This window comes from Stenotrophomonas sp. S39, assembly GCF_016624665.1.
GTDB lineage: Bacteria > Pseudomonadota > Gammaproteobacteria > Xanthomonadales > Xanthomonadaceae > Stenotrophomonas.
In genome coordinates, this window is sequence record NZ_JACVTT010000064.1 from 1 (window position 1) to 19,401 (window position 19,401).

Annotated in this window: 17 protein-coding genes; 3 read left to right on the forward strand and 14 right to left on the reverse strand. The window is 68.5% G+C overall.

What is annotated here, in order from left to right:
* Window positions 1–172: 172 nt before the first annotated feature.
* Genes IAE41_RS15595 through IAE41_RS15605 form a run of 3 tightly spaced genes read right to left on the reverse strand, consistent with a single transcriptional unit; the run spans window position 173 to window position 4,811 of the window.
* Window positions 173–1,612 carry a TolC family protein gene (locus tag IAE41_RS15595; RefSeq protein ID WP_200733736.1) on the reverse strand — a complete coding sequence of 480 codons (1,440 nt, stop codon included), beginning with the start codon at window positions 1,610–1,612 and terminating at the stop codon, window positions 173–175.
* Entirely contained in the window at window positions 1,609–3,567 is a 1,959-nt protein-coding gene (locus tag IAE41_RS15600; RefSeq protein WP_079221279.1) for a MacB family efflux pump subunit, read from the reverse strand. The genes IAE41_RS15595 and IAE41_RS15600 overlap by 4 nt, the downstream gene beginning before the upstream one ends.
* Window positions 3,564–4,811, reverse strand: coding sequence for an efflux RND transporter periplasmic adaptor subunit (locus IAE41_RS15605; protein ID WP_200733737.1), 1,248 nt, complete (start codon window positions 4,809–4,811; stop codon window positions 3,564–3,566). The genes IAE41_RS15600 and IAE41_RS15605 overlap by 4 nt, the downstream gene beginning before the upstream one ends.
* 205 nt (window positions 4,812–5,016) lie before the next feature.
* On the opposite strand from IAE41_RS15605, the gene IAE41_RS15610 reads away from it, so the two are divergent.
* The 3 genes from IAE41_RS15610 to IAE41_RS15620 all read left to right on the forward strand — a co-directional run bounded on the left by IAE41_RS15610 (window position 5,017) and on the right by IAE41_RS15620 (window position 10,433).
* The gene (locus tag IAE41_RS15610; protein WP_079221281.1) at window positions 5,017–5,745 is read left to right on the forward strand and encodes a response regulator; all 729 of its coding nucleotides are present in this window, start codon (window positions 5,017–5,019) and stop codon (window positions 5,743–5,745) included.
* Between the two features lie 6 nt (window positions 5,746–5,751).
* Window positions 5,752–7,149, forward strand: a complete 1,398-nt coding sequence (locus IAE41_RS15615) for an ATP-binding protein (RefSeq protein ID WP_200733738.1) — start codon at window positions 5,752–5,754, stop codon at window positions 7,147–7,149.
* Between the two features lie 326 nt (window positions 7,150–7,475).
* Complete coding sequence (locus IAE41_RS15620; RefSeq protein WP_200733747.1) at window positions 7,476–10,433, forward strand: ligand-binding sensor domain-containing diguanylate cyclase; 2,958 nt, start codon at window positions 7,476–7,478, stop codon at window positions 10,431–10,433.
* A gap of 227 nt (window positions 10,434–10,660) precedes the next feature.
* Here IAE41_RS15620 and rnt read toward each other — a convergent pair whose 3' ends face one another.
* The 11 genes from rnt to pstS all read right to left on the reverse strand — a co-directional run bounded on the left by rnt (window position 10,661) and on the right by pstS (window position 19,320).
* Window positions 10,661–11,311 (reverse strand): ribonuclease T, encoded by a 651-nt coding sequence (gene rnt, locus IAE41_RS15625; RefSeq protein ID WP_108759671.1) that lies wholly within the window; start codon window positions 11,309–11,311, stop codon window positions 10,661–10,663.
* Window positions 11,312–11,380: 69 nt separating this feature from the next.
* Complete coding sequence (locus tag IAE41_RS15630; protein WP_200733739.1) at window positions 11,381–11,698, reverse strand: RcnB family protein; 318 nt, start codon at window positions 11,696–11,698, stop codon at window positions 11,381–11,383.
* Between the two features lie 84 nt (window positions 11,699–11,782).
* A complete protein-coding gene (locus IAE41_RS15635) occupies window positions 11,783–12,316 on the reverse strand; it encodes a DoxX family protein (RefSeq protein ID WP_200733740.1) in 534 nt (177 codons plus the stop codon).
* A gap of 26 nt (window positions 12,317–12,342) precedes the next feature.
* A complete protein-coding gene (locus IAE41_RS15640; RefSeq protein WP_200733741.1) occupies window positions 12,343–13,098 on the reverse strand; it encodes a putative DNA-binding domain-containing protein in 756 nt (251 codons plus the stop codon).
* A complete protein-coding gene (locus tag IAE41_RS15645) occupies window positions 13,091–13,966 on the reverse strand; it encodes a DUF692 domain-containing protein (protein ID WP_200733742.1) in 876 nt (291 codons plus the stop codon). Before IAE41_RS15645 ends, IAE41_RS15640 begins: the two co-directional genes overlap by 8 nt.
* The gene (locus IAE41_RS15650) at window positions 13,953–14,309 is read right to left on the reverse strand and encodes a hypothetical protein (RefSeq protein WP_108759666.1); all 357 of its coding nucleotides are present in this window, start codon (window positions 14,307–14,309) and stop codon (window positions 13,953–13,955) included. The genes IAE41_RS15645 and IAE41_RS15650 overlap by 14 nt, the downstream gene beginning before the upstream one ends.
* A 388-nt stretch (window positions 14,310–14,697) precedes the next feature.
* Window positions 14,698–15,405 carry a phosphate signaling complex protein PhoU gene (gene phoU / locus IAE41_RS15655; RefSeq protein WP_079221290.1) on the reverse strand — a complete coding sequence of 236 codons (708 nt, stop codon included), beginning with the start codon at window positions 15,403–15,405 and terminating at the stop codon, window positions 14,698–14,700.
* A gap of 65 nt (window positions 15,406–15,470) precedes the next feature.
* Window positions 15,471–16,301: a phosphate ABC transporter ATP-binding protein PstB gene (gene pstB, locus IAE41_RS15660; protein WP_079221291.1), complete on the reverse strand. Its 831-nt coding sequence runs from the start codon at window positions 16,299–16,301 to the stop codon at window positions 15,471–15,473.
* Window positions 16,302–16,320: 19 nt separating this feature from the next.
* Window positions 16,321–17,184 carry a phosphate ABC transporter permease PstA gene (gene pstA / locus IAE41_RS15665; protein ID WP_079221292.1) on the reverse strand — a complete coding sequence of 288 codons (864 nt, stop codon included), beginning with the start codon at window positions 17,182–17,184 and terminating at the stop codon, window positions 16,321–16,323.
* On the reverse strand, window positions 17,184–18,152 hold the full coding sequence (gene pstC, locus IAE41_RS15670; RefSeq protein WP_079221293.1) for a phosphate ABC transporter permease subunit PstC: 969 nt from the start codon (window positions 18,150–18,152) through the stop codon (window positions 17,184–17,186). The genes pstA and pstC overlap by 1 nt, the downstream gene beginning before the upstream one ends.
* A gap of 79 nt (window positions 18,153–18,231) precedes the next feature.
* Window positions 18,232–19,320 carry a phosphate ABC transporter substrate-binding protein PstS gene (gene pstS / locus IAE41_RS15675; RefSeq protein WP_200733743.1) on the reverse strand — a complete coding sequence of 363 codons (1,089 nt, stop codon included), beginning with the start codon at window positions 19,318–19,320 and terminating at the stop codon, window positions 18,232–18,234.
* Window positions 19,321–19,401: the final 81 nt, after the last annotated feature.

The following is a 19,401-nucleotide window of genomic DNA, read 5'->3' on the forward strand; positions in this document are numbered from 1 at the left end:
GCAGGGGTGTGAGCGGCATGGATGCCGCGACCAAGCCCCCATGGACGGGTTCACGGCGTCCCCTGCCACCGGACCCGCTCCGCCGTCCAACGGAATGCGCCGTTTTTGACGTTGATGTTGACGTTGAAGTTGATGTTGCTTCGGCAGGTGCGGGGCGCAGCCCCGCATCGCCTCACCCCGCGCTGCCACCCAGGGCCTTGAACAGGGTCACGTCGTTGCTCAGCTGGCTCTGCCGCACGCGGGCAAGTGACAGTTCGGCATCGCGGCGGGTCTGCTGCGCTTCCAGCCAGGTGCGCAGGTCGGTGGCGCCCACGCGGTAACGCACTTCCTGCGCGCGCTCCACTTCCACCGCCTGGTCATAGGACGCCTGCGAGGACGCCACCTGGCGGGCCAGCTGCTCGCGCGCGGAGAGTGCGTTGTCCACTTCCGAAAGCGCGGTGTACAGCGTCTTGCGGAAGTTGGTCGCGGCGATCTGGTAGGCGGTGCCGGCGATGTCGGTGTCCAGCTGCGCACGCTGCAGGTTGAGGAAGGGCAGCGACAGGCCGGCGCCGAGCGTGGCCACCGGGTTGCGCAGCACATCCCCCAGCGAGGTCGCACTGGAGCCGAGGCTGCCGGTCAGGCTCAGCGCCGGGTAGTACTGGGTGGCGGTCACCTTGATGGTCTTCAGGCTGTTGCGCAGGCGCAGTTCGGCCGCGCGCAGGTCGGGGCGGCGGCCGAGCAGATCGGCCGGCAGGCCTTCGTCGATGCCCGGGCTGCGCGCGGCCTGCAGGTCCTGCGGCTCGTCCTGCTGTGGCCACGGCGTGCCATCCAGCAGCACGGTCAATGCGTTGCGGACTTCCACCCGCTGCTGTTCCAGCGCGCTCTGCGCCGAACGCTGCGATTCCAGGTTCTGCAGCGCCTGGCGCACTTCCAGCCGCGACACCGCGCCGGCGTCGAAGCGCGCCTGCACCAGGTCGCGGGTGCGCTCCAGCCGCTGCAGGTTGGCTTCGCCACTGGCGATCGACTGGTTGAGGTAGCCCAGCGACCAGTACTGGCTGATCGTGTCGCCGATCACCAGCAGGGCGGTGTTCTGCCGGTCTTCCTCGCTGGCCTGGGCTTCCCAGCGGGCGATGTCGCGCTCGGTGCGCAGGCGGCCCCACAAGTCCACCTCCCACGACAGGGACACGCCGGTGGAATAGCCGCGGCTCCAGTCGGCGGCCTGGTCGGTGGGGCGGCTGCCGCTGGCACTGACGCCGGACGAGGACGGCTGCGGCAACAGGGCGTTGCTGGCCAGGCCGGCCTGCAGGCGGGCGCGCTGCACGGCCAGGCCGGCCGCTCCGAGGTCGCTGTTGGCGGCCAGGGCCTGCGCGACCAGGCGGTCCAGGCGCTCATCGCCGAAGCCGGTCCACCAGGTGTCCTGGCGGATATCGCGGCCCGGGGTATCCAGGCTGCTGCGCGGGTCGTCGGCCGGCGCATTGAGGGTGGCATCGCCACGGCCATAGGTCGCGGCCACGGCGGGGGCCGCAGTGGGATAGCGGCCCACCGAGGCGCAGCCGGACAGGGCGAGCAGCACGGCGCCAGCCAGCAGCAGGCGCGAGGGGGCAGGGGAGGTCAGTCGGGTCATCATCTTCATTCGCGGGCCAGGGCCTCCACCGGGTCGAGCTGGGCGGCATTGCGTGCCGGCAGGAATCCAAACGCCACGCCGATCAGGGTCGAGCAGGCAAACGCGGCGATGATCGAGGCGGTCGAGAACACCACCTGGAAGTTGCTGGAGAAGTGGCCGATCAGCGCGCCCACCAGCAGGGCCAGGCCGATGCCGAGCAGGCCACCGATCAGGCAGACCAGCACGGCTTCGATCAGGAACTGCTGGCGGATGTCACTCTGCCGCGCCCCCACCGCCATGCGCACGCCGATCTCGCGGGTACGCTCGGTCACCGACACCAGCATGATGTTCATCACGCCGATGCCGCCGACCAGCAACGCGATGGCGGCGATGGCGCCGATCAGCAGGGTCATGGTGCGCGTGGTCTGCTCGATGGTCTCGCGGATCTCGGCACTGTTGCTGAGGAAGAAATCCTCGGTGCCGTGGCGCAGGGTCAGGAGGCGGGTGATGGCCTCCTGCGCCGCATCCATCGGTGTTTCATCGTTGACGCGCACGGTGATGCTGGAGACATGGCTCTGCCCCAGCATGCGCGACATCACCGTGGTGTAGGGCACGAACACGCCCAGGCTGGTGCTGCCGCCGAAACCGAAGCTCTGCTTCTTGGCCACGCCGACCACGCGTACCGGCACGTTGCCGAGCAGGATCACCTGGCCGATCGGATCGCTGTCAGGGAAGAACTGGGTCTTCGTGTTCTCATCGATCACGCCTTCCTGGGCCAGGCCACGCACCGAATCGCTGTCGAAGAAACTGCCTGCGAGCAGGGTCACGCCCTTCACCCGGAAGTACTGCTCGCCCACGCCGCTGACCTGGGCGGTGGCCGACTGGTTGCGGTAGCGCGCCGTGACCGAGGTCGACACGCTGGGCGTGGCGCTGTCCACGTAGCTCTGCTTTGACAATGCATCGGCGTCGCTGGCCTTGAGCGTCTGCACGCGCGCCGAGCGCATGTCACCGAAGCCGCGGCCGGGATAGACGTCGATCGTGTTGGTGCCCAGCGCGCTGATGTTCTGCAGGATCTGCTGCTGCGAGCCGTTGCCCAGCGCCACCACCGACACCACCGAGGCGATGCCGATGATGATGCCGAGCATGGTCAGGAAGGTGCGCAGGCGGTGTGCGTTCATCGCCAGCAGCGCCATCCGGAACGCTTCGGTGAAGCGGTCGCGCGCCGCGCGCCAGCTGCTGCCATGGGCCACGTCGGTGCTTGGCTGGCGCTGCGCGCGGTAGCTGGGCGCCTTCGGGTTGGCGCGGTCGGCGATGATCTCGCCGTCGCGGATTTCGATGATGCGCTGGGCGTGTTCGGCCACGCTCATGTCGTGGGTCACGAGGATGATGGTGTGGCCTTCGGCATGCAGCTCGCCAAGGATGCCCATCACTTCCTCGCCGGAGCGGGTGTCCAGCGCACCGGTCGGCTCGTCGGCCAGGATCACCTCGCCGCCGTTCATCAAGGCACGGGCGATGGACACGCGCTGCTGCTGGCCGCCGGACAGCTGGCCCGGCTTGTGGTGCATGCGGTCGCCCAGGCCCAGCCGCTGCAGCAGCTGCTCGGCGCGCGCGTTGCGGGTCGGCCCGGGGCTGCCGGCGTACACCGCCGGCACTTCCACGTTGCCGCGCGCATCGAGGTCGCCCAGCAGGTGGTAGCGCTGGAAGATGAAACCGAAATGCCCGCGGCGCAGCTCGGCCAGCTCGTCCGGCTCCATCTTCCCGGTCTCACGGCCGGCCACCTGGTAGCTGCCGCGGGTGGGGCGGTCCAGGCAGCCGAGGATGTTCATCAGCGTGGACTTGCCCGAGCCGGACTGGCCGACGATGGCCACCATCTCACCGGCGTGGATGTCCAGGTTGACGTCGCGCAGCACGGCGATGACATCGTCGCCCGCCGGGAACTCGCGGCGCAGGTCACGCAGGCGCAGCAGGGGCGCCGTCGTGCTCATCGGCGCGGGCCCATGCCACCGGGCCCGCCCATGCGCATGGCACCACCGCCGCGGTTGCCGGTGCCGCTGCTGGACGCGGCCGCACCGCCTTCGCCGACCACCACGCGCTCGCCTTCCTTCAGCCCGGACAGGATCTGCGCGGAGGCACCGTTGTTGATGCCGACCTTGACCTTGCGCGGCTGCGGCTGGCCCTGCGCGTCGACCACGCGCACCACGCGCTCGCCGTCACGGGTCTTCGGGCCCAGCGCCACCGCCGGCACCAGCAGCGCGCCCTTGGCCTGCTGCAGCAGCACCGAGACCTGCGCGGTCATGTCGATGCGCAGGGTGCCATCCGGATTTTCCACGTCGAACAGTGCGTTGTAGTAGACCGCGCTGCTGGAACTGGAGCTGGAGGAACTGCTGGAACTGGACGAGCTTTCGTTGGCGATGGACGACGGCGCCGGATTGATCTGGCGCAGCGTGGCGTGGTACTTGCGGTCCGGGTCGCCCAGGGTGGTGAAGTACACCGGCATGCCGGCCTTGATCTTGACCACGTCGGCCTCGGACACCTCGGCATTGACGGTGACCACGTCCAGGCGCGCCAGCATGACGATGGTCGGCGCGGTCTGGTTGGCGTTCACCGTGCGGCCTTCCTCGGCCACCACCGCCACCACGGTGCCGTCCATCGGCGCAGTGATGCGGGTGTAGGCCAGGTTGGCGCGGGCGGTGCCCAGCTCGGTTTCGCGGCCCTTGATCTGCGCCTCGTAGGACTGCAGCTGGGCACGGGCGGTCTTCAGCGTGGCCTCGGCGGCATCGTATTCCTGCTTCGAGGTGGCCTCGGCGGCCAGCATCTCCTTCTGCCGGGCGAAGTCCAGCTCGGCCTGGCGCAGGCTGGCCTGCTGCACGGCGCGCTGGGCGATCACCTGGTCCAGCGAGGCCTGCGCGTTGAGCACCTGGTTCTGCTGGGTGGTGGCGTCGATCTCGGCGATCAGGTCGCCTTCCTTCACCGTATCGCCCAGCTGCACCTTCAGCGACTTGATCTGGCCCGAAGCCTGCGCGCCGACGCTGACCAGCTTGTAGGCGTCGATCACGCCGGTGGCCTCCACCGTCTGTTCGATGTCGCCGCGGCTGACCGGGCTGGCGGCCAGGGCCGGGGCGGCGGGCTTGCGCAGCAGCCACCAGGCGCACGCGGCAGCAATCACCACAAGCAGGACAATCACGATCAGACGACCCCGGCGGGTCGCGGGCAACAGGCGGGAGATCACGTGCGGGCTTCACTCAGGCAGGCCGCCGCAGCGGCATTGGTGGGCATTGTGAAGATCGGGCGCAGGCGGGCTCAATCCTCGACGTGTGTCCATGTGTAACACTGGCGGCCGAAACGCGTAACTGCAGGTATCCCGCCCCGGCGTCGATACAGTGGTACGCACCGGACAGGATGCGGTTCAGCTCCCGACACGGGAAAATCGCGACATGGAGACCGAAAACCCGATGCATCGCCTGTTGATCGTCGACGACGACAATGACATCCGCACCCTGCTGGCCGAACAGCTCGGCCGCGCCGGCTACCTGGTCAGCACCGCGGCCGATGGCACCAGCATGCGCCAGCTGCTGGAACGCGAGCACGTGGACCTGATCGTGCTCGACCTCAACCTGCCGCGCGAGGATGGCCTGACCCTGTGCCGTGACCTGCGCGCGCGCTCGAACACGCCGGTGATCATGCTCACCGCGCGTGCCGAGCCGATCGACCGCGTGCTGGGCCTGGAAATGGGCGCCGACGATTACCTGGCCAAGCCGTTCGAGCCGCGCGAGCTGCTGGCGCGCATCCGCAACGTGCTGCGCCGGACCGAGGCGCTGCCGGCCAACCTGGAACCGCTGGCCGTGCGCCGCGCACGCTTCTCGCGCTGGATCTTCGATCTGGAACACCGCCACCTGGTGGACCCCGATGGCCGCGTGGTGGTGCTGTCCGGCGCCGAGTTCCGCCTGCTGCGGGTGTTCATCGCGCACGCCAACAAGGTGCTCTCGCGCGAGCAGCTGGTCGCGCTCAGCAGCGGCCGCAACTACGAAGCGCAGGACCGGGCGATCGACCTGCAGGTCAGCCGGCTGCGCAACAAGCTGGCCGACGATGGCGGCCCCGATGGGCTGATCAAGACCGTGCGCAACGAAGGCTATGTGCTGGCCTCGGCCGTCAACCTGGAATAAGCCGTGATGAAGCGCCTGCGCCACTTCCTGTCCTCAATGGTGGGGCGGCTGTTCGTGATCCTGCTGCTGGGCATGGCGGTGGCCGCGATCGGCGCGACCATGCTGGCCACGTCCAAGCGGCAGCAGGATTTCGAACGGCAGAACCTGAACCGCATTGCCGACCGGCTGCAGGGCTACGTCAACCTGCTCGACGGCAACCCGGAACTGCGCGATCGCCTGCTGGATATGGGCGGGCCGAGCGTGCGCGCGCTGCCGTCCGGTGCGCGCGTGGGGCGCATCGACACCGCGCTGATGGAAGTGCTGGATGACCGTCCCGGACCGGTGGCACGCGCGCACGTGCATTTCACCTCGTTCCGCTCGTGCATCCCCAAGCTGCAGGAGCTGCTGCCACCCCCGCCGCCGGGCCACCGCCGCCCGCCGCGCGAACGCGATCCATCTTTCATTCCGCCCAAGTGCCGCGCCGTGGACGTGGTCCTCAGCGATGGCACCGCGCTGAAGCTGGCGCTGGATTCGCCGGCGGTGGCGCACAACGGCGTGCTGGCCGTGGACCCGCTGTTCCTGACCCTGCTGGTGCTGGCCATCGCGGTGCTGGCCTATATCGTTTCGCGCATGGCCAGTGCGCCGCTGCAGGAACTGGCTTCGGCCGCCGAAGAACTGGGTGACGACCTGCAGCGCGATCCGCTGCCCCTGCGCGGCCCGCGCGAAGTGCAGCGCGCCGCCGAGGCCTTCAATGCCATGCAGCATCGCCTGCAGCGGCACCTGGCCGAACGCACGCAGATGCTGGCGGCGATCACCCATGACCTGCAGACGCCGCTCACCCGGCTGCGCCTGCGGCTGGAAAACGTGACCGACGAGATCCTGCGCGAGCGCCTGATCGGCGACCTGGCGGCGATGCAGGCACTGGTGCGCGAAGGCCTGGAACTGGCGCGCAGCGCCGAGAGCGCTGAACAGCGCGCTGCGCTCGATCTGGATTCGCTGCTGGAAAGCATCGTCGAGGACACCGCCGAAGCGGGTGCCGACGTGGCCTTTGAAGGTGGCAGCGGCGCGGTGCTGATGCTGCGGCCGCTGGCCATGCACCGGCTGTTCTCCAATCTGGTGGACAACGCGGTGATGTACGCCGAGCGCGTGCGGGTGCGGGTGGACCGCAGCGGCGGTGCGATCACCGTGGTCGTGGCCGACGATGGCCCGGGCCTGGCCGATGACCAGCTCGAAGCTGTGTTCGACCCGTTCGTGCGGGTGGAGACCTCGCGCTCGCGGCAGACCGGTGGCGCCGGCCTGGGCCTGACCATCGCCCGCGCGCTGGCCGAGAAGGACGGCGCACGCCTGTGGCTGCGCAACCGGCCCGAGGGCGGCCTGGAAGCGGTGGTGCAGTGGCCGGCGGGCAGCCCGGTGGCCGCGCGCTGACGGTCGTGGCCGGTTGAGGGGGCAGAGCCCTCTGCGTGCGCAGAGGGATCCGGCCCCGGGTCAGATCCCTTTCAGCCCCCGGTCTTCACGCTGCGGTGACGCCGGGAGGGGTGTTTGGCCTATCATTCGCCCCATCTCCCCACAGTTCACGCGATGAGCCAGCCTGTTCGCACCGGCGCGCGGCCCCGTGCCGCCCGGTTGTTCCTGTTCCTGCCTGTTGCCGTGCGCGGCAACCGCACCTGGCCGCCGCCGCTGCAGTAATGGGCGGGCAGGGGGCTGGCAGGCGCCTGGCGGGGCGCCACCCGGAACATCACATCGGTCGCCTGCTGCGGCTCGGTGTGCTGTGGCTGTTGCTGTGGCTGGCCTCGCCGCTGGCGGCGCAGACCGCCGCACCGCCGCTGCGCGATTACGCCATCGACGTGTGGACGTCGCGCAACGGCCTGCCGCACAACTCGCTGCGTGACATCGCCCAGACCCCCGAAGGCCACCTGTGGTTCGCCACCTGGGAAGGCCTGGTGCGCTACAACGGCCTGGATTTCACCGTGTTCGACCGCAGCACGCGGCCCGGGCTGCGCGACAACGGCATCGGTGCCCTGCTGGTGGACCGCCAGGGCGGGCTGTGGATCACCGATTCGCGTGGCAACGTGACCTACCGCAGCAGCGCTGGCCAGTGGCGGGTCTGGGAGCACGAGGCCAACACCCCGGAAGTGCTGATCCAGTCGATGCAGATGGACAGCCAGGGGCGCCTGTGGCTGCTGTACGAAGGCAAGGGCATCGCGTACCTGACGCCCGAAACCGGCATCGTCTACCAGCCGCCGCCGCCGGACCTGCCGCTGGCGATGAGCTTCACCAAGCTGGTGGTTGATGCCCAGGACCGGGTCTGGATCGGCACCCTCGATGGCCTGGTCCTGCGCGACAACGATGGCGAACTCAAGCGTGCACCGGCCGGATGGGGCGTGGGCAAGGGCCTGACCTGGCCCTATCGCGCACCCGATGGCGCGTTGTGGATCGTGGCCGGCGAGCGCCTGTACCGGGTCGAGGATGACCGCCTGGTGCTGGTCCACAGCCTGCCGGGCCAGCTGCACATGACCGCGATGCTGCAGGACCGCCACGGCGATATCTGGCTGGGTACCGAGAACCAGGGCCTGCTGCGTATTTCCAGCCACGGCCTGGAACGCCTGCCGGCCGGCCTGAACCTGCCCGGCGGGCGCGTGGTGAGCCTGCGCGAGGATGCCGAAGGCAGCATCTGGGTCGGCGCCAACGGCGGCCTGTACCGCCTGCGCGAAACGCTGTTCAGCAGCTACACCGAACGCGATGGGCTGAGCGGTGACTACGTGCGCACCGTGTTCGAGGACCGCGATCGCCGGCTGTGGGTGGGCAGCGCCAGCGGCCTGGACCAGCAGACCGCCGACGGCCGTTTCCGGCCGATGGTCTTGCACAACCGCGGCGGCAAGGCGGCGTCGGTGCTCAGCCTGGCCCAGGACCCGGGTGGCGACCTGTGGGTGGGCACCTTCGGCGACGGCGTCTACCGCCTGCGCGCCGATGGCAGCCTGCGCCACAACTACGATGCGGCCGATGGCATGCCGGGTGGCAACATCCGTGCGATCAGCGTCGATCCGTCCGGCGTGGTCTGGGCCGGCACGCAGAAGGGCGTGGTGCGCATCGATGGCGACCGCGTGCGGGTGGCGAACACGCCGGGCATGCCCACCGGCCTGATCACCGCGCTGGAACACGACCACCAGGGCAACCTGTGGATCGGCACCATCGAGGGCATCCGCGTGCTGCGCGGCGACCATGTGCAGTCCATCGATCTGGCCCCGATGGGCGGCGGCCGCAGTGTGTTCGGCTTCCACCAGATCGGCGAAGCGATGTGGATCAGCAGCGACCGCGGGCTGTACCGCTGGTACAGGAACCGCCTGTCGCGGGTCGGCCTGGAGCAGGGCATGCCGGTCGATGCGGTGTTCCAGCTGGTGCCCGACCGGCTGGGCAATGTGTGGATCAGCAGCAACCGGGGCGTGCTGCGCACCGACATGGCGACCTTGAACGCGGTGGCTGACGGCCGCGCGCCGCGGGTGACGGTGGAGCGCTACAACGAGATCGACGGGATGGCCAACGCACAGGCCAACGGCAGCTCGGCGCCCTCGGCGATCCTGCGCCAGGACGGCACCTTCTGGGTGGTGACCGCCGGTGGCCTGAGCACGGTGGACCCGCAGCGCCTGCAGCGCTTCCGCGAGCGCCCGGCACCGCCGGCGGCGATCGAGAACGTGCAGGTCGATGGCGCGCAGGTGCATTGGGAAGGCCCCGAGCGCAACCTGATTCCCGGTGGGCGCCGGCTGGCAGTGAGCTTCGTCGGCCTCAGCTACCTGATGTCCGACCGCATCCGCTACCGCACGCGCCTGGACGGGCTGGACACCAGCTGGGTCGAGCGCGGCCCGCAGCGCAGCGTCGAGTTCGTCGGCCTGCCGCCGGGCGATTACACCCTGCACGTGGCGGCCTCGCACCCGGGCGGTGCCTGGGGCCAGCAGGAGGCGGTGTGGAGTTTCACCGTCGAACCGTTCTGGTGGCAGCGGCACAGCGTGCAGGCGATGATCGGGCTGCTGCTGCTGGGCGCGCTGGTGGCGCTGTACCGGTTCCTGCTGCAGCAGTACAAGGCCAGCAACCTGCGCCTGGCGCGCCGCGTGGATGAGGCGACCTTCGACCTGCAGGCGCAGACCGTACACCTGCAGGCGTTGAACCAGGAGAAGACCGAGCTGGCCGAGCGCCTGGCGCGGCAGGCCGAAGCGTTCGAGCGGCAGGCCCGCGAGGATGCGCTGACCGGCCTGGCCAACCGCCGTGGCTTCGACGAGACGCTGGCGCGTGACTTCGCCCGCTCGCAGCGCAGCGGCCACCCGCTGAGCCTGGTCGTGCTGGATATCGACCACTTCAAGGACGTCAACGACACCTACAGCCACAGCATCGGCGACCTGGTGCTGAAGGAAGTGGCGGAAGTGATCGCCGCGGCGTGCCGCGATTCGGACCTGCCGGCACGTACCGGCGGCGAAGAGTTCGCGCTGCTGCTCAACGATACGCGGCTGGAAGAAGCAGCCCAGGTCTGCGCGCGCCTGCGCGGCCTGTTCCATGACCATCCGGACTGGGCCGGGGTGAAGGGCCTGCGGGTGACCTTCAGCGCGGGCCTGGTGGAACTGGCAGCCGACGACCGCACCCCGGCGCTGCTGTACCAGCGCGCCGACCGCGCGCTGTACCGCGCCAAGAGCGATGGCCGCGACCGCACCAGCATCGGTTGATGCCTATCCACGCATGGCGTGGATCTACCGGGCAGGTTGAATGGTGGGTGCGGACCGTTGGTCCGCACGGCCGATGCAATTCATCCACGCATGGCGTGGGTCTACCGGGCAGGTTGGAGGGTGGGTGCGGACCGTTGGTCCGCACGGCCGATGCATTTCATCTTGAATGGTGGGTGCGGACCGTTGGTCCGCACGGCCAATGCGTTTCACCCACGCACGGCGTGGATCTACCGCGGCCAGGCGTTGGCGATGGTGCAGAACAGCCGCGCGGTCTGCTCGGTGTCGTACACCGCGCTGTGTGCCTCGTTGGCATCCCAGCCCAGCCCTGCGGCATTGGCCGCACGCGCCAGCACCGTCTGCCCGTAGGCGATACCCGCCAGAGTGACCGTGTCGAACACGCTGAAGGGATGGAACGGGTTGCGCTTGTGGCCGGTGCGTGCCACCGCCGCATTGACGAACCCCAGGTCGAAATGGGCGTTGTGCCCGACCAGGATCGCGCGCTGGCAGCCGTACTTCTTCATTGCCGCGCGCACCGGGGTGAAGATGTGGTCCAGCGCGGCTTTTTCTTCCTTGGCCAGCCGGAACGGGTGGTCGAGGATGATGCCGGTCACTTCCAGCGATTTCGGGTCGATCTCCAGCCCTTCGGCGGGCACGACGTGGGCGCTGGCGGTCTGGCCCGGGTAGAGCAGGCCGTTTTCGTCCATTTCGATCGGCACCGCGGCGATTTCCAGCAGCGCGTTGCGCTGGCTGTCGAAACCGCCGGTTTCCACATCAACCACCACCGGCAGGAAGCCGCGGAAGCGTTGCGACATCGCGCGCTGCGCCATCGGAACTACGGAAACAGGGGCGGCTTCAGCTGCGGGGGTGGGGTCATTCATGCGCGGATTCTAGCAGAGCGACCCTGAGCGCCCGGCCATGGCGTGCATGGCCGGGGCGCTGCACGGGGATCAGCGGCGCGCCAGCACCACGTCGGCGATGATGCCGGTGGCCACGGCAACCAGCACGTAACGGCCGTCCACCTTGCGCCATTCCTGGCCGCGGGCGGGGGCGTGCAGGCCATGGTGACGGTAATCGCGCACGTACTCGCCCCGGTGGTCGTGGGCCAGCCTGTGGCCGCGACGGGGCGGATCACGGCGGTCGTCGTGGCGGTCCTTCTGGCCGTGATGGTCGTCGCGCCCACCGGCGCCATACGGAGCCGCCATCGCGGGCGAGACGGCGGTGGCCAGCAGGGCCAGGGAAAGGGTGGCAGCAATCAGACGCTTCATGGGGCGACTCCGGGGGAGGGACGTGGTCATCAAGGCCACGGATCCAGCATCGGATTTTTTTTATGAATAGGCGATTAAATCGGGCTATTCCGCAGTTTCGGTGCGTATCGGCGTGTAACGGGCGGGCGCGACGGCCCGGCCGGCCACCCACGCATCCACGCTCAGGCGCCCGGCGCCGTTGAACAGCAACGGCAGCAGCATCGCCATGAACAACGCCGGCAGCTTGAAATTGCCAAACCCCTGATCGCTGATCGCATAGCCCATCGCCAGTTCACCCAGCGAATCCCAATGCATGGGCCAGTGCACGGCATAGGTGGCCACCACGGTCAGTACCAGCAGGCTGGCAGCCGCGAAACGCGTGCCCAGGCCGAACAGCAGGCAGGCCGCGCCGACCAGTTCGAACCAGGTCGCCAACTGCCAGTTCACGCTGGCCGGCAACTGGTCGAACGGAAACGGAAACGCGCCCTGCAGTTCGGCAAACCAATTCTGGCCCTGCAGCTTTTCGCGACCGGACTCGAAGTATTCCCAGGCCAGCAGCAGGCGCAGGCCCAGGGGGGCCAGCCACGGGCCGCAGCGATCCAGCTGGCCGCGCACGGCGGCCAGGGGCAGGGTGTTCATCAGGGGGAAACTCCTCGTTGGGGGTATCAGGCCACGGCGGGCAGCGGGCCGATCACACCGGCCTGCAGGAACTGCAGCAGCAGCTGCGCGCCGGGTTCGGCCAATGCATCGGCGTCGAGGTGGTGCAGGGTGGCCAGCTGCTGTAACTGCTGTTGGCCGCTGGCGCCGGGTGCTTCGTCGATCAGGATCAGCAGGTGCGCGGCCAGCGGGCTGAGCTGGGCGAAGCGCACCACGCCATCGGCATCGCGGCGGACCAGCAGGGCGGTGGGTTCCGCGGGCGGGGTGGCCGGTGCATCGTCGGCGCCCAGGCGGTGTACCGGCCACGCGTACAGCAGCGGCCAGGCCAGCGGTGAGCAGCGCAGCGGGACCTGCAGCGGGTCGACGCCGGGTGCCGGTGGCAGCGGCTGGGCCGCGCGCTGGTACAGGTCGGTTTCCACCCACTCATAGTGGGCCAGCTCGGCCAGTGCCGGGTGCGGCAACTCGGGCTGTGCCTGCAGCCATTGCACGAACTCGGCCGCCACGGCGGTGAACAGCGGCGCGCGTGCGCGATGGTGGGCGAAGTAATGGCGCACCAGGTCGGCCCACGCAGGTTCGCCGAGCAGGCGCACGCAGACCGGGAACCCCGTGCCGAGCAGCCCCAGCAGGTTGTTGAACAGCAGCCGCTGGTAGACCGCCACCCGCCGCGGGTCCAGGTCGGCCGGGGCCGGCACCTGTTGCGGGTCTCGCAGGTGCGCAGTGAACGCGTGCTGCTGCGCGCGCAGGCGCTCGGGTGCATCAGCCATGGGCAGCCTCGCGCAACGTGCCCTGCAGGCGGCGGATGGTGCGCAGTTCGCCCTGCAGCTCGGCATAGGGTGGGAAGTTGAAATCGCGTTCGAGCAGCGTGGGGCGCGGGCCGAAGCGGTCGTAGCTGCGTTCCAGCAGTGCCCACACGGGGTCGATCACCGGGCTGCCGTGGGTATCGATCTTCAGGTCCGGTGCCTCGTCCAGGTGGCCGGCCACGTGCAGGCAGACGATGCGCTGGGCCGGCAGCCCGGCGATGAAGGTATCGGCATCGTAGCCGTGATTGCAGGCATTGACGTACACGTTGTTGACGTCCAGCAGCAGGTCGCAGTCGGCCTCGGCAAGCACCGCGTTGGTGAAGGCAAGTTCGTCCATCGCCGGCTGCGGCGCCAGGTAGTACGACACGTTCTCCACTGCGATGCGGCGGCCGAGCAGGTCCTGCACGCGGGCGATGCGGGCGGCGGTGTGGCGCACCGCTTCATCGGTGAACGGAATCGGCAGCAGGTCGTAGAGCTGGCCTTCGTCGCTGCAGTAGCTCAGGTGCTCGCTGTACAGCGGCACGCGGTAGCGCTCGAGGAAGCGGCCGACCTGCTGCAGCAGCTGGGTATCCAGCGGTGCGCTGCCGCCCAGCGACAGCGACAGGCCGTGGCAGCTCAGCGGATGGCGCCGGGCCAGTTCGTCCAGCGCATCGCCGGCCGGACCGCCGACGTTGATCCAGTTCTCCGGCGCGCACTCCAGGAAATCGAAATCGCCGGCCGGCGCGTCGTGCAGGTCCTGCAGCAGTGCCCGCCGCAGGCCCAGCCCGACGGCCGCCGCTGGAAGCGGCAGCCGCGGGGAAACGACGCTGGCGGCAGCGTCAGTGCTTGGCACCGCACTTGCCTTCGCCACACTTGCCTTCGGCGGCCTTCTTGTCGCCGGCGGTCTTTGCCTTGGCATCAGCGCCCGCGCCGGCCTTGGCCTTGCCCTTGTCGGCGCCGCATTTGCCTTCGGCGCTCTTGCCGTCGGCACCACACTTGCCCTCGGCATGCTTGGCGGCGTCACCGGTCTTGGCGTCGGTTGCCTTGGCATCGCCGGCCTTGGCCGCCTGGCCAGCCACCAGGTAGCCCTGGGCGAGGTCGGTCATGCTCAGGGCCGAAGCACTGGCAGTCACGCCCAGCCCTGCAGCCAGGGCGGTGGCGGTCAGCAGGGACAGGGTCTTGTTGGAACTGCTCATCGGTCGTACTCCTTGGGTGGTGGGCGGGCGCCCGGGGTGAAACGATGGTGCAGCGATCCTACTCAAGGAATCCTCGCCGAGACCTCAAATTTTCGTGAGGATTGCCGCAGGCGGGAAGGGGGGGCCGCGCACCACGTCCACGCATGGCGTGGATCTACTGCTGGCGTGAGGATTGCCGCTGGCGGGAAGGGGGGGCCGCGCACGGCATCCACGCATGGCGTGGATCTACTGCTGGCGTGAGGATTGCAGCAGGCGGGAAGGGGGCAGGAGCACGGTATCCAGTAGATCCACGCCATGCGTGGATGAATGCCCGGATCGCGCGTACAAAAAAGGCCCCTGTCATGCCGACAGGGGCCTCCGGAGGCGCTTGCGCTGCTGCAGCGCAGTATCAGACGTGGTCGGTGCTGGACGTCTCGTCGCGCTTCTCGCGCGGCGGCAGCGGCTGCTCGCCGTGCACCAGGAACCACACGTTCTCGGCGATGTTGGTGGCGTGGTCGCCCACGCGCTCCAGGTTCTTGGCCATGAACAGCAGGTGGGTGCACGGGGTGATGTTGCGCGGGTCTTCCATCATGTAGGTCAGCAGCTCGCGGAACAGCGCGGTGTACTGCGCGTCCAGGCGGGCGTCGTCCTGGCGCAGGGCGATGGCGGCTTCGGCGTCGTTGTCGCGGTAGGCGGCGATGGCGCGGCGCACCTGCTGCGCGGCCAGGCGGCCGAGGGCACGCAGGCCCTGGATCTGCGGCAGCGGCGGCACCTTGCCCAGCGCGATGGAGCGCTTGGCAACGTTGGCGGCGTAGTCACCGATGCGTTCGATGTCGGCCGGAATGCGCAGGCCGGCCAGGATCTCGCGCAGGTCGCGGGCCATCGGGCCACGCAGGGCCAGGCGCATCACGTCGTGGCTGATCTGCTGCTCCAGCTGGTCGATGGCTTCATCGTTGGCGATGATGCGGTGGGCGGCGTTCTCGTCGCGCTTCTCGATGACGTCCATCGACGCCTCCAGCTGGGCGACAGCCATCTCGCCCATGCGCACGATTTCGGCCACCAGGCGCTGCTGCTCTTCGTCGTAGCTCTTGACGATGTGGTCGTTGGGAAGATTCATGGTCTGCAATCCGGGTAGAGCCAGGCCACGCCTGGCTGGGACATGTGGCGAGGGGACGACACCGATCAGCCGAAGCGACCGGTGATGTAGTCCTCGGTCTGCCGCTGCGAGGGCTGCGAGAAGATCACTTCAGTACGGTCGTGCTCGATCAGGTCGCCCAGGTACATGAAGGCGGTGTAGTCGGACACGCGCGCAGCCTGCTGCATGTTGTGGGTGACGATGACGATGGTGTACTCGTGCTTGAGCTCTTCCACCAGCTGCTCGATGCGGCTGGTCGAGATCGGGTCCAGCGCCGAGGTCGGCTCATCCAGCAGCAGCACCGACGGGCGCAGCGCCACGGCACGGGCGATGCACAGGCGCTGCTGCTGGCCACCGGACAGGCCCAGGGCGCTCTGCCCCAGCTTGTCCTTCACTTCGTCCCACAGCGCGCCCTGGCGCAGGGCCTGCTCGACGCGGTCGGCCATGTCGGCCTTGCTCAGCTTCTCGTGGTGGCGGATGCCGTAAGCCACGTTCTCGAAGATGGTCATCGGGAACGGAACCGGCTTCTGGAACACCATGCCCACCTTGCTGCGCAGGCGATTCATCGGGTACTTCGGCGAAAGGATGTTCTCGCCGTCCAGCAGCACCTCGCCACGCGCTTCCAGCTTCGGGTACAGGGCGTAGATGCGGTTGAAGATGCGCAGCAGGGTCGACTTGCCGCAACCGGAAGGACCGATCAGCGCGGTCACGCGCTTTTCCGGAATCTCCAGGTTGATGCCCTTCAGGGCGTGGAACTTGTCGTAGTAGAAGTCCAGACCACGCGCGGCCAGCTTGACCGGCGACGGCGCGTGCAGGTTCTCGTGCGAGGCCGGCACCGCGATGCGCTGCATGGGCACGGCGTTGGAGAGGTCGTTCATGGCGTTATCCACGGAAAGGTCAGTCATGGGAGATACGGTTGCGCAGCAGGATGCCGCGAGCGGCAAGGCTGACCAGCAACACGAAGACAGTCAGCACCAGGGCACCGGCCCAGGCCAGCACCTGCCAGGATTCATACGGGCTGCCGGCGAACTGGTTCATCACCACCGGCACCGAGGCCATCGGCTGGAAGATGTTGTTGTTCCAGTACTGGTTGCCGAAGGCGGTGAACAGCAGCGGGGCGGTTTCACCGGAAATGCGGGCCAGCGCCAGCAGGATGCCGGTGATGATGCCGGCCGACGCACTGCGGTACAGCACCTGCACGATCACCTTCCACTGCGGGATGCCCAGCGACAGGGCGGCTTCGCGCATCTGCGAAGGCACCAGGCGCAGCATCTCGTCGGTGGTGCGCACCACCACCGGCAGCACGATGAAGGCCAGCGACAGCGCACCTGCGAAGGCGGAGAAGTTGCCGCCGGTCTGCATCACGTACAGGGTGTAGACGAACAGGCCCAGCACGATGGACGGCGCCGACAGCAGGATGTCGTTGACGAAGCGGACCACGGTGCCGGCCTTGCGGGCGTTGCCGTACTCGGCCAGCCAGGTACCGGCCAGCACGCCCAGCGGGGTACCGATGCCGATCGCCAGCGCACACATCACCGCGCTGCCGAAGAAGGCATTGGCCAGGCCGCCTTCCTGCATCGGCGGCGGCGTCATCTTGGTGAACAGATCCAGGTTGATGCCGGCCAGGCCCTTGGCGGCCAGGGTGAACAGGATCCAGCCCAGGAAGAACAGGCCGAACAGGGCGGTGGCGCAGGACAGCGCGATGGCAATGACATTGCCGATGCGGCGGCGCAGGTACAGGGAGTCAGCGGTGGTGGACATCAGTTGCCCTCCTTGCGGGACAGGCGCATCAGCATCAGGCGGGCGATGGCCAGCACGACGAAGGTGACGATGAACAGGACGAAGCCGAGCAGCAGCAGCGCCGAGCGGTAGGTTTCAGTGGCTTCGCCAAAATCGTTGGCGATCAGCGCGGCGATGGTGGTGCCCGGTTCCAGCAGCGACGGCGACAGGCGCACGCTGTTGCCGATCACGAAGGCCACGGCCATGGTTTCGCCCAGCGCACGGCCGAGGCCGAGGAAGACGCCGCCGATCACAGCCGAGCGGGTGTAGGGCAGGACGATGTCCCAGCTCACTTCCCACTTGGTCGAACCGAGCGCGTAGGCCGATTCCTTCAGGCGGGTCGGCACGGTCAGGAACACTTCGCGCATCACCGAGGAGATGAACGGGATGACCATGATGGCCAGCACGAAACCGGCGGTGAGCATGCCGATGCCCAGCGGCGGGCCCTGGAACATCGGCCCGATGATCGGCCATTCGCCCAGGGTTTCGTTGAGGAACGGGGTGACGTACTCGGTCATCACCGGCACCAGCACGAACAGGCCCCACATGCCGTAGATGATCGAGGGAATGCCTGCCAGCAGTTCGATGGCGGTGCCGACCGGGCCACGCAGCCAGCGCGGCGCGACTTCGGTGAGGAAGAAGGCGATGCCGAAGCTGACCGGCACGGCGATGACCATCGCGATGAACGCGGTGACCAGGGTGCCGTAGATCGGGGCGAGGGCGCCGAACTTGTTTTCGACCGGATTCCAGTCGGAGGAGAAGAAGAAGCTCAGGCCCTGCATCTGCAGGGCATGGCGGCCGCCCCACAGCATGGACAGCGCGGCGCAGGCCAGGGCGATCAGGACGAAGATGACGGTGCCGACCAGCACCCATCGGAACAGTTTGTCGTTGCGGGCATCACGCGCATCGCGCGTGGACGGGGCTGCTACAGGCTGGGCGATGGCATTCATGGGGACGGCAGGGCCAGGAAAGGGGGCGGCACGACGTGGAAGTGACGGTGCCCGCGCGGGGCGGGCACCGTCGGGTCCATCACTTCAGCTCGGTGCCCCAGTAGGCCTCGATCTGCTTGGTCAGTTCGGCCGGCAGCGGCACGTAGTGCAGCTCGTTGGCCTGGGTCTGGCCGTTTTCGAAGGCCCACTTGAAGAAGGCCAGGGTGTCCTGGTTGCGCTTGGCGTCCTTCGGCTTCTTCTGCATCAGCATGAAGTTGGTGGCGGTGATCGGCCACGCCTGCTCGCCCGGGGCATTGGTGATGACCAGGTTGAAGTCCTTGGCGCTGGCCCAGTCGGCGCTGGCAGCAGCGGCGGCGAAGGTTTCAGCGTTCGGCTGCACCCAGGTGCCTGCGGCGTTCTGCAGGGCGGTGTACGGCATGGCGTTCTGCAGGGCGTAGGCCAGCTCGACGTAGCCGATGGAGCCCTTGATCTGCTTCACGTAGGAGGCAACGCCTTCGTTGCCCTTGCCACCGACGCCGTCCGGCCACTGCACCGAGGTGCCTTCGCCGACCTTGGTCTTCCACTCCGGGCTGACCTTGGACAGGTAGTTGGAGAAGTTGAAGGTGGTGCCCGAACCGTCCGAACGGTGGACGATGGTGATCTTGCCGTCCGGCAGGGTCACGCCCGGGTTGGCCGCGGCGATGGCCGGGTCGTTCCAGGTCTTGACCTTGCCCAGGAAGATGTCGGCGAGCAGGGCGCCGGTCAGGCGCAGCTTGCCGGCTTCCAGGCCTTCGATGTTGACGACCGGCACCACGCCGCCGATGGCCGACGGGAACTGGGCCAGGCCGGCCTGGGCCAGCTCGTCGCTGCCCAGCGGCTTGTCCGAGGAACCGAAATCAACGGTGCCGGCCTTGATCTGGGCGATACCGCCGCCCGAACCGATCGACTGGTAGTTGATCTTGGCGCCGGTGGCGGTGTTGTAGTCGGCCGACCACTTGGACACCAGCGGGAAGATGAAGGAAGCGCCAGCGCCGGAGACCTCGGCGGTCACCTTGTCGCCGGCAGCGGACGGGGCGGCGGCTGCGTCGGCAGCCGGCTGCTGTGCAGCCTGCTTGTCGCCACCGCAGGCCGACAGGCCCAGGGCGATGGCCAGGGAAAGGGCGGCGAGGCCGGCCGAGTGCAGTTTCATGTTCACTCCATAGCGGGGAAGAGCCGACGTCGTCGGCGGATGCGGCTATGAAATGATGTTTTTGTTACAGCCGTATGACGT

Excerpts from the sequence above, each read along its gene's own strand:
- IAE41_RS15595 (WP_200733736.1), bottom strand. The coding sequence starts at position 1,612 with ATGAAGATGATGACCCGACTGACCTCCCCTGCCCCCTCGCGCCTGCTG.
- IAE41_RS15600 (WP_079221279.1), bottom strand. The coding sequence starts at position 3,567 with ATGAGCACGACGGCGCCCCTGCTGCGCCTGCGTGACCTGCGCCGCGAG.
- IAE41_RS15610 (WP_079221281.1), top strand. The coding sequence starts at position 5,017 with ATGGAGACCGAAAACCCGATGCATCGCCTGTTGATCGTCGACGACGAC.
- IAE41_RS15615 (WP_200733738.1), top strand. The coding sequence starts at position 5,752 with ATGAAGCGCCTGCGCCACTTCCTGTCCTCAATGGTGGGGCGGCTGTTC.
- rnt (WP_108759671.1), bottom strand. The coding sequence starts at position 11,311 with ATGAATGACCCCACCCCCGCAGCTGAAGCCGCCCCTGTTTCCGTAGTT.
- IAE41_RS15630 (WP_200733739.1), bottom strand. The coding sequence starts at position 11,698 with ATGAAGCGTCTGATTGCTGCCACCCTTTCCCTGGCCCTGCTGGCCACC.
- IAE41_RS15635 (WP_200733740.1), bottom strand. The coding sequence starts at position 12,316 with ATGAACACCCTGCCCCTGGCCGCCGTGCGCGGCCAGCTGGATCGCTGC.
- IAE41_RS15640 (WP_200733741.1), bottom strand. The coding sequence starts at position 13,098 with ATGGCTGATGCACCCGAGCGCCTGCGCGCGCAGCAGCACGCGTTCACT.
- IAE41_RS15650 (WP_108759666.1), bottom strand. The coding sequence starts at position 14,309 with ATGAGCAGTTCCAACAAGACCCTGTCCCTGCTGACCGCCACCGCCCTG.
- phoU (WP_079221290.1), bottom strand. The coding sequence starts at position 15,405 with ATGAATCTTCCCAACGACCACATCGTCAAGAGCTACGACGAAGAGCAG.
- pstB (WP_079221291.1), bottom strand. The coding sequence starts at position 16,301 with ATGAACGACCTCTCCAACGCCGTGCCCATGCAGCGCATCGCGGTGCCG.
- pstA (WP_079221292.1), bottom strand. The coding sequence starts at position 17,184 with ATGTCCACCACCGCTGACTCCCTGTACCTGCGCCGCCGCATCGGCAAT.
- pstC (WP_079221293.1), bottom strand. The coding sequence starts at position 18,152 with ATGAATGCCATCGCCCAGCCTGTAGCAGCCCCGTCCACGCGCGATGCG.
- pstS (WP_200733743.1), bottom strand. The coding sequence starts at position 19,320 with ATGAAACTGCACTCGGCCGGCCTCGCCGCCCTTTCCCTGGCCATCGCC.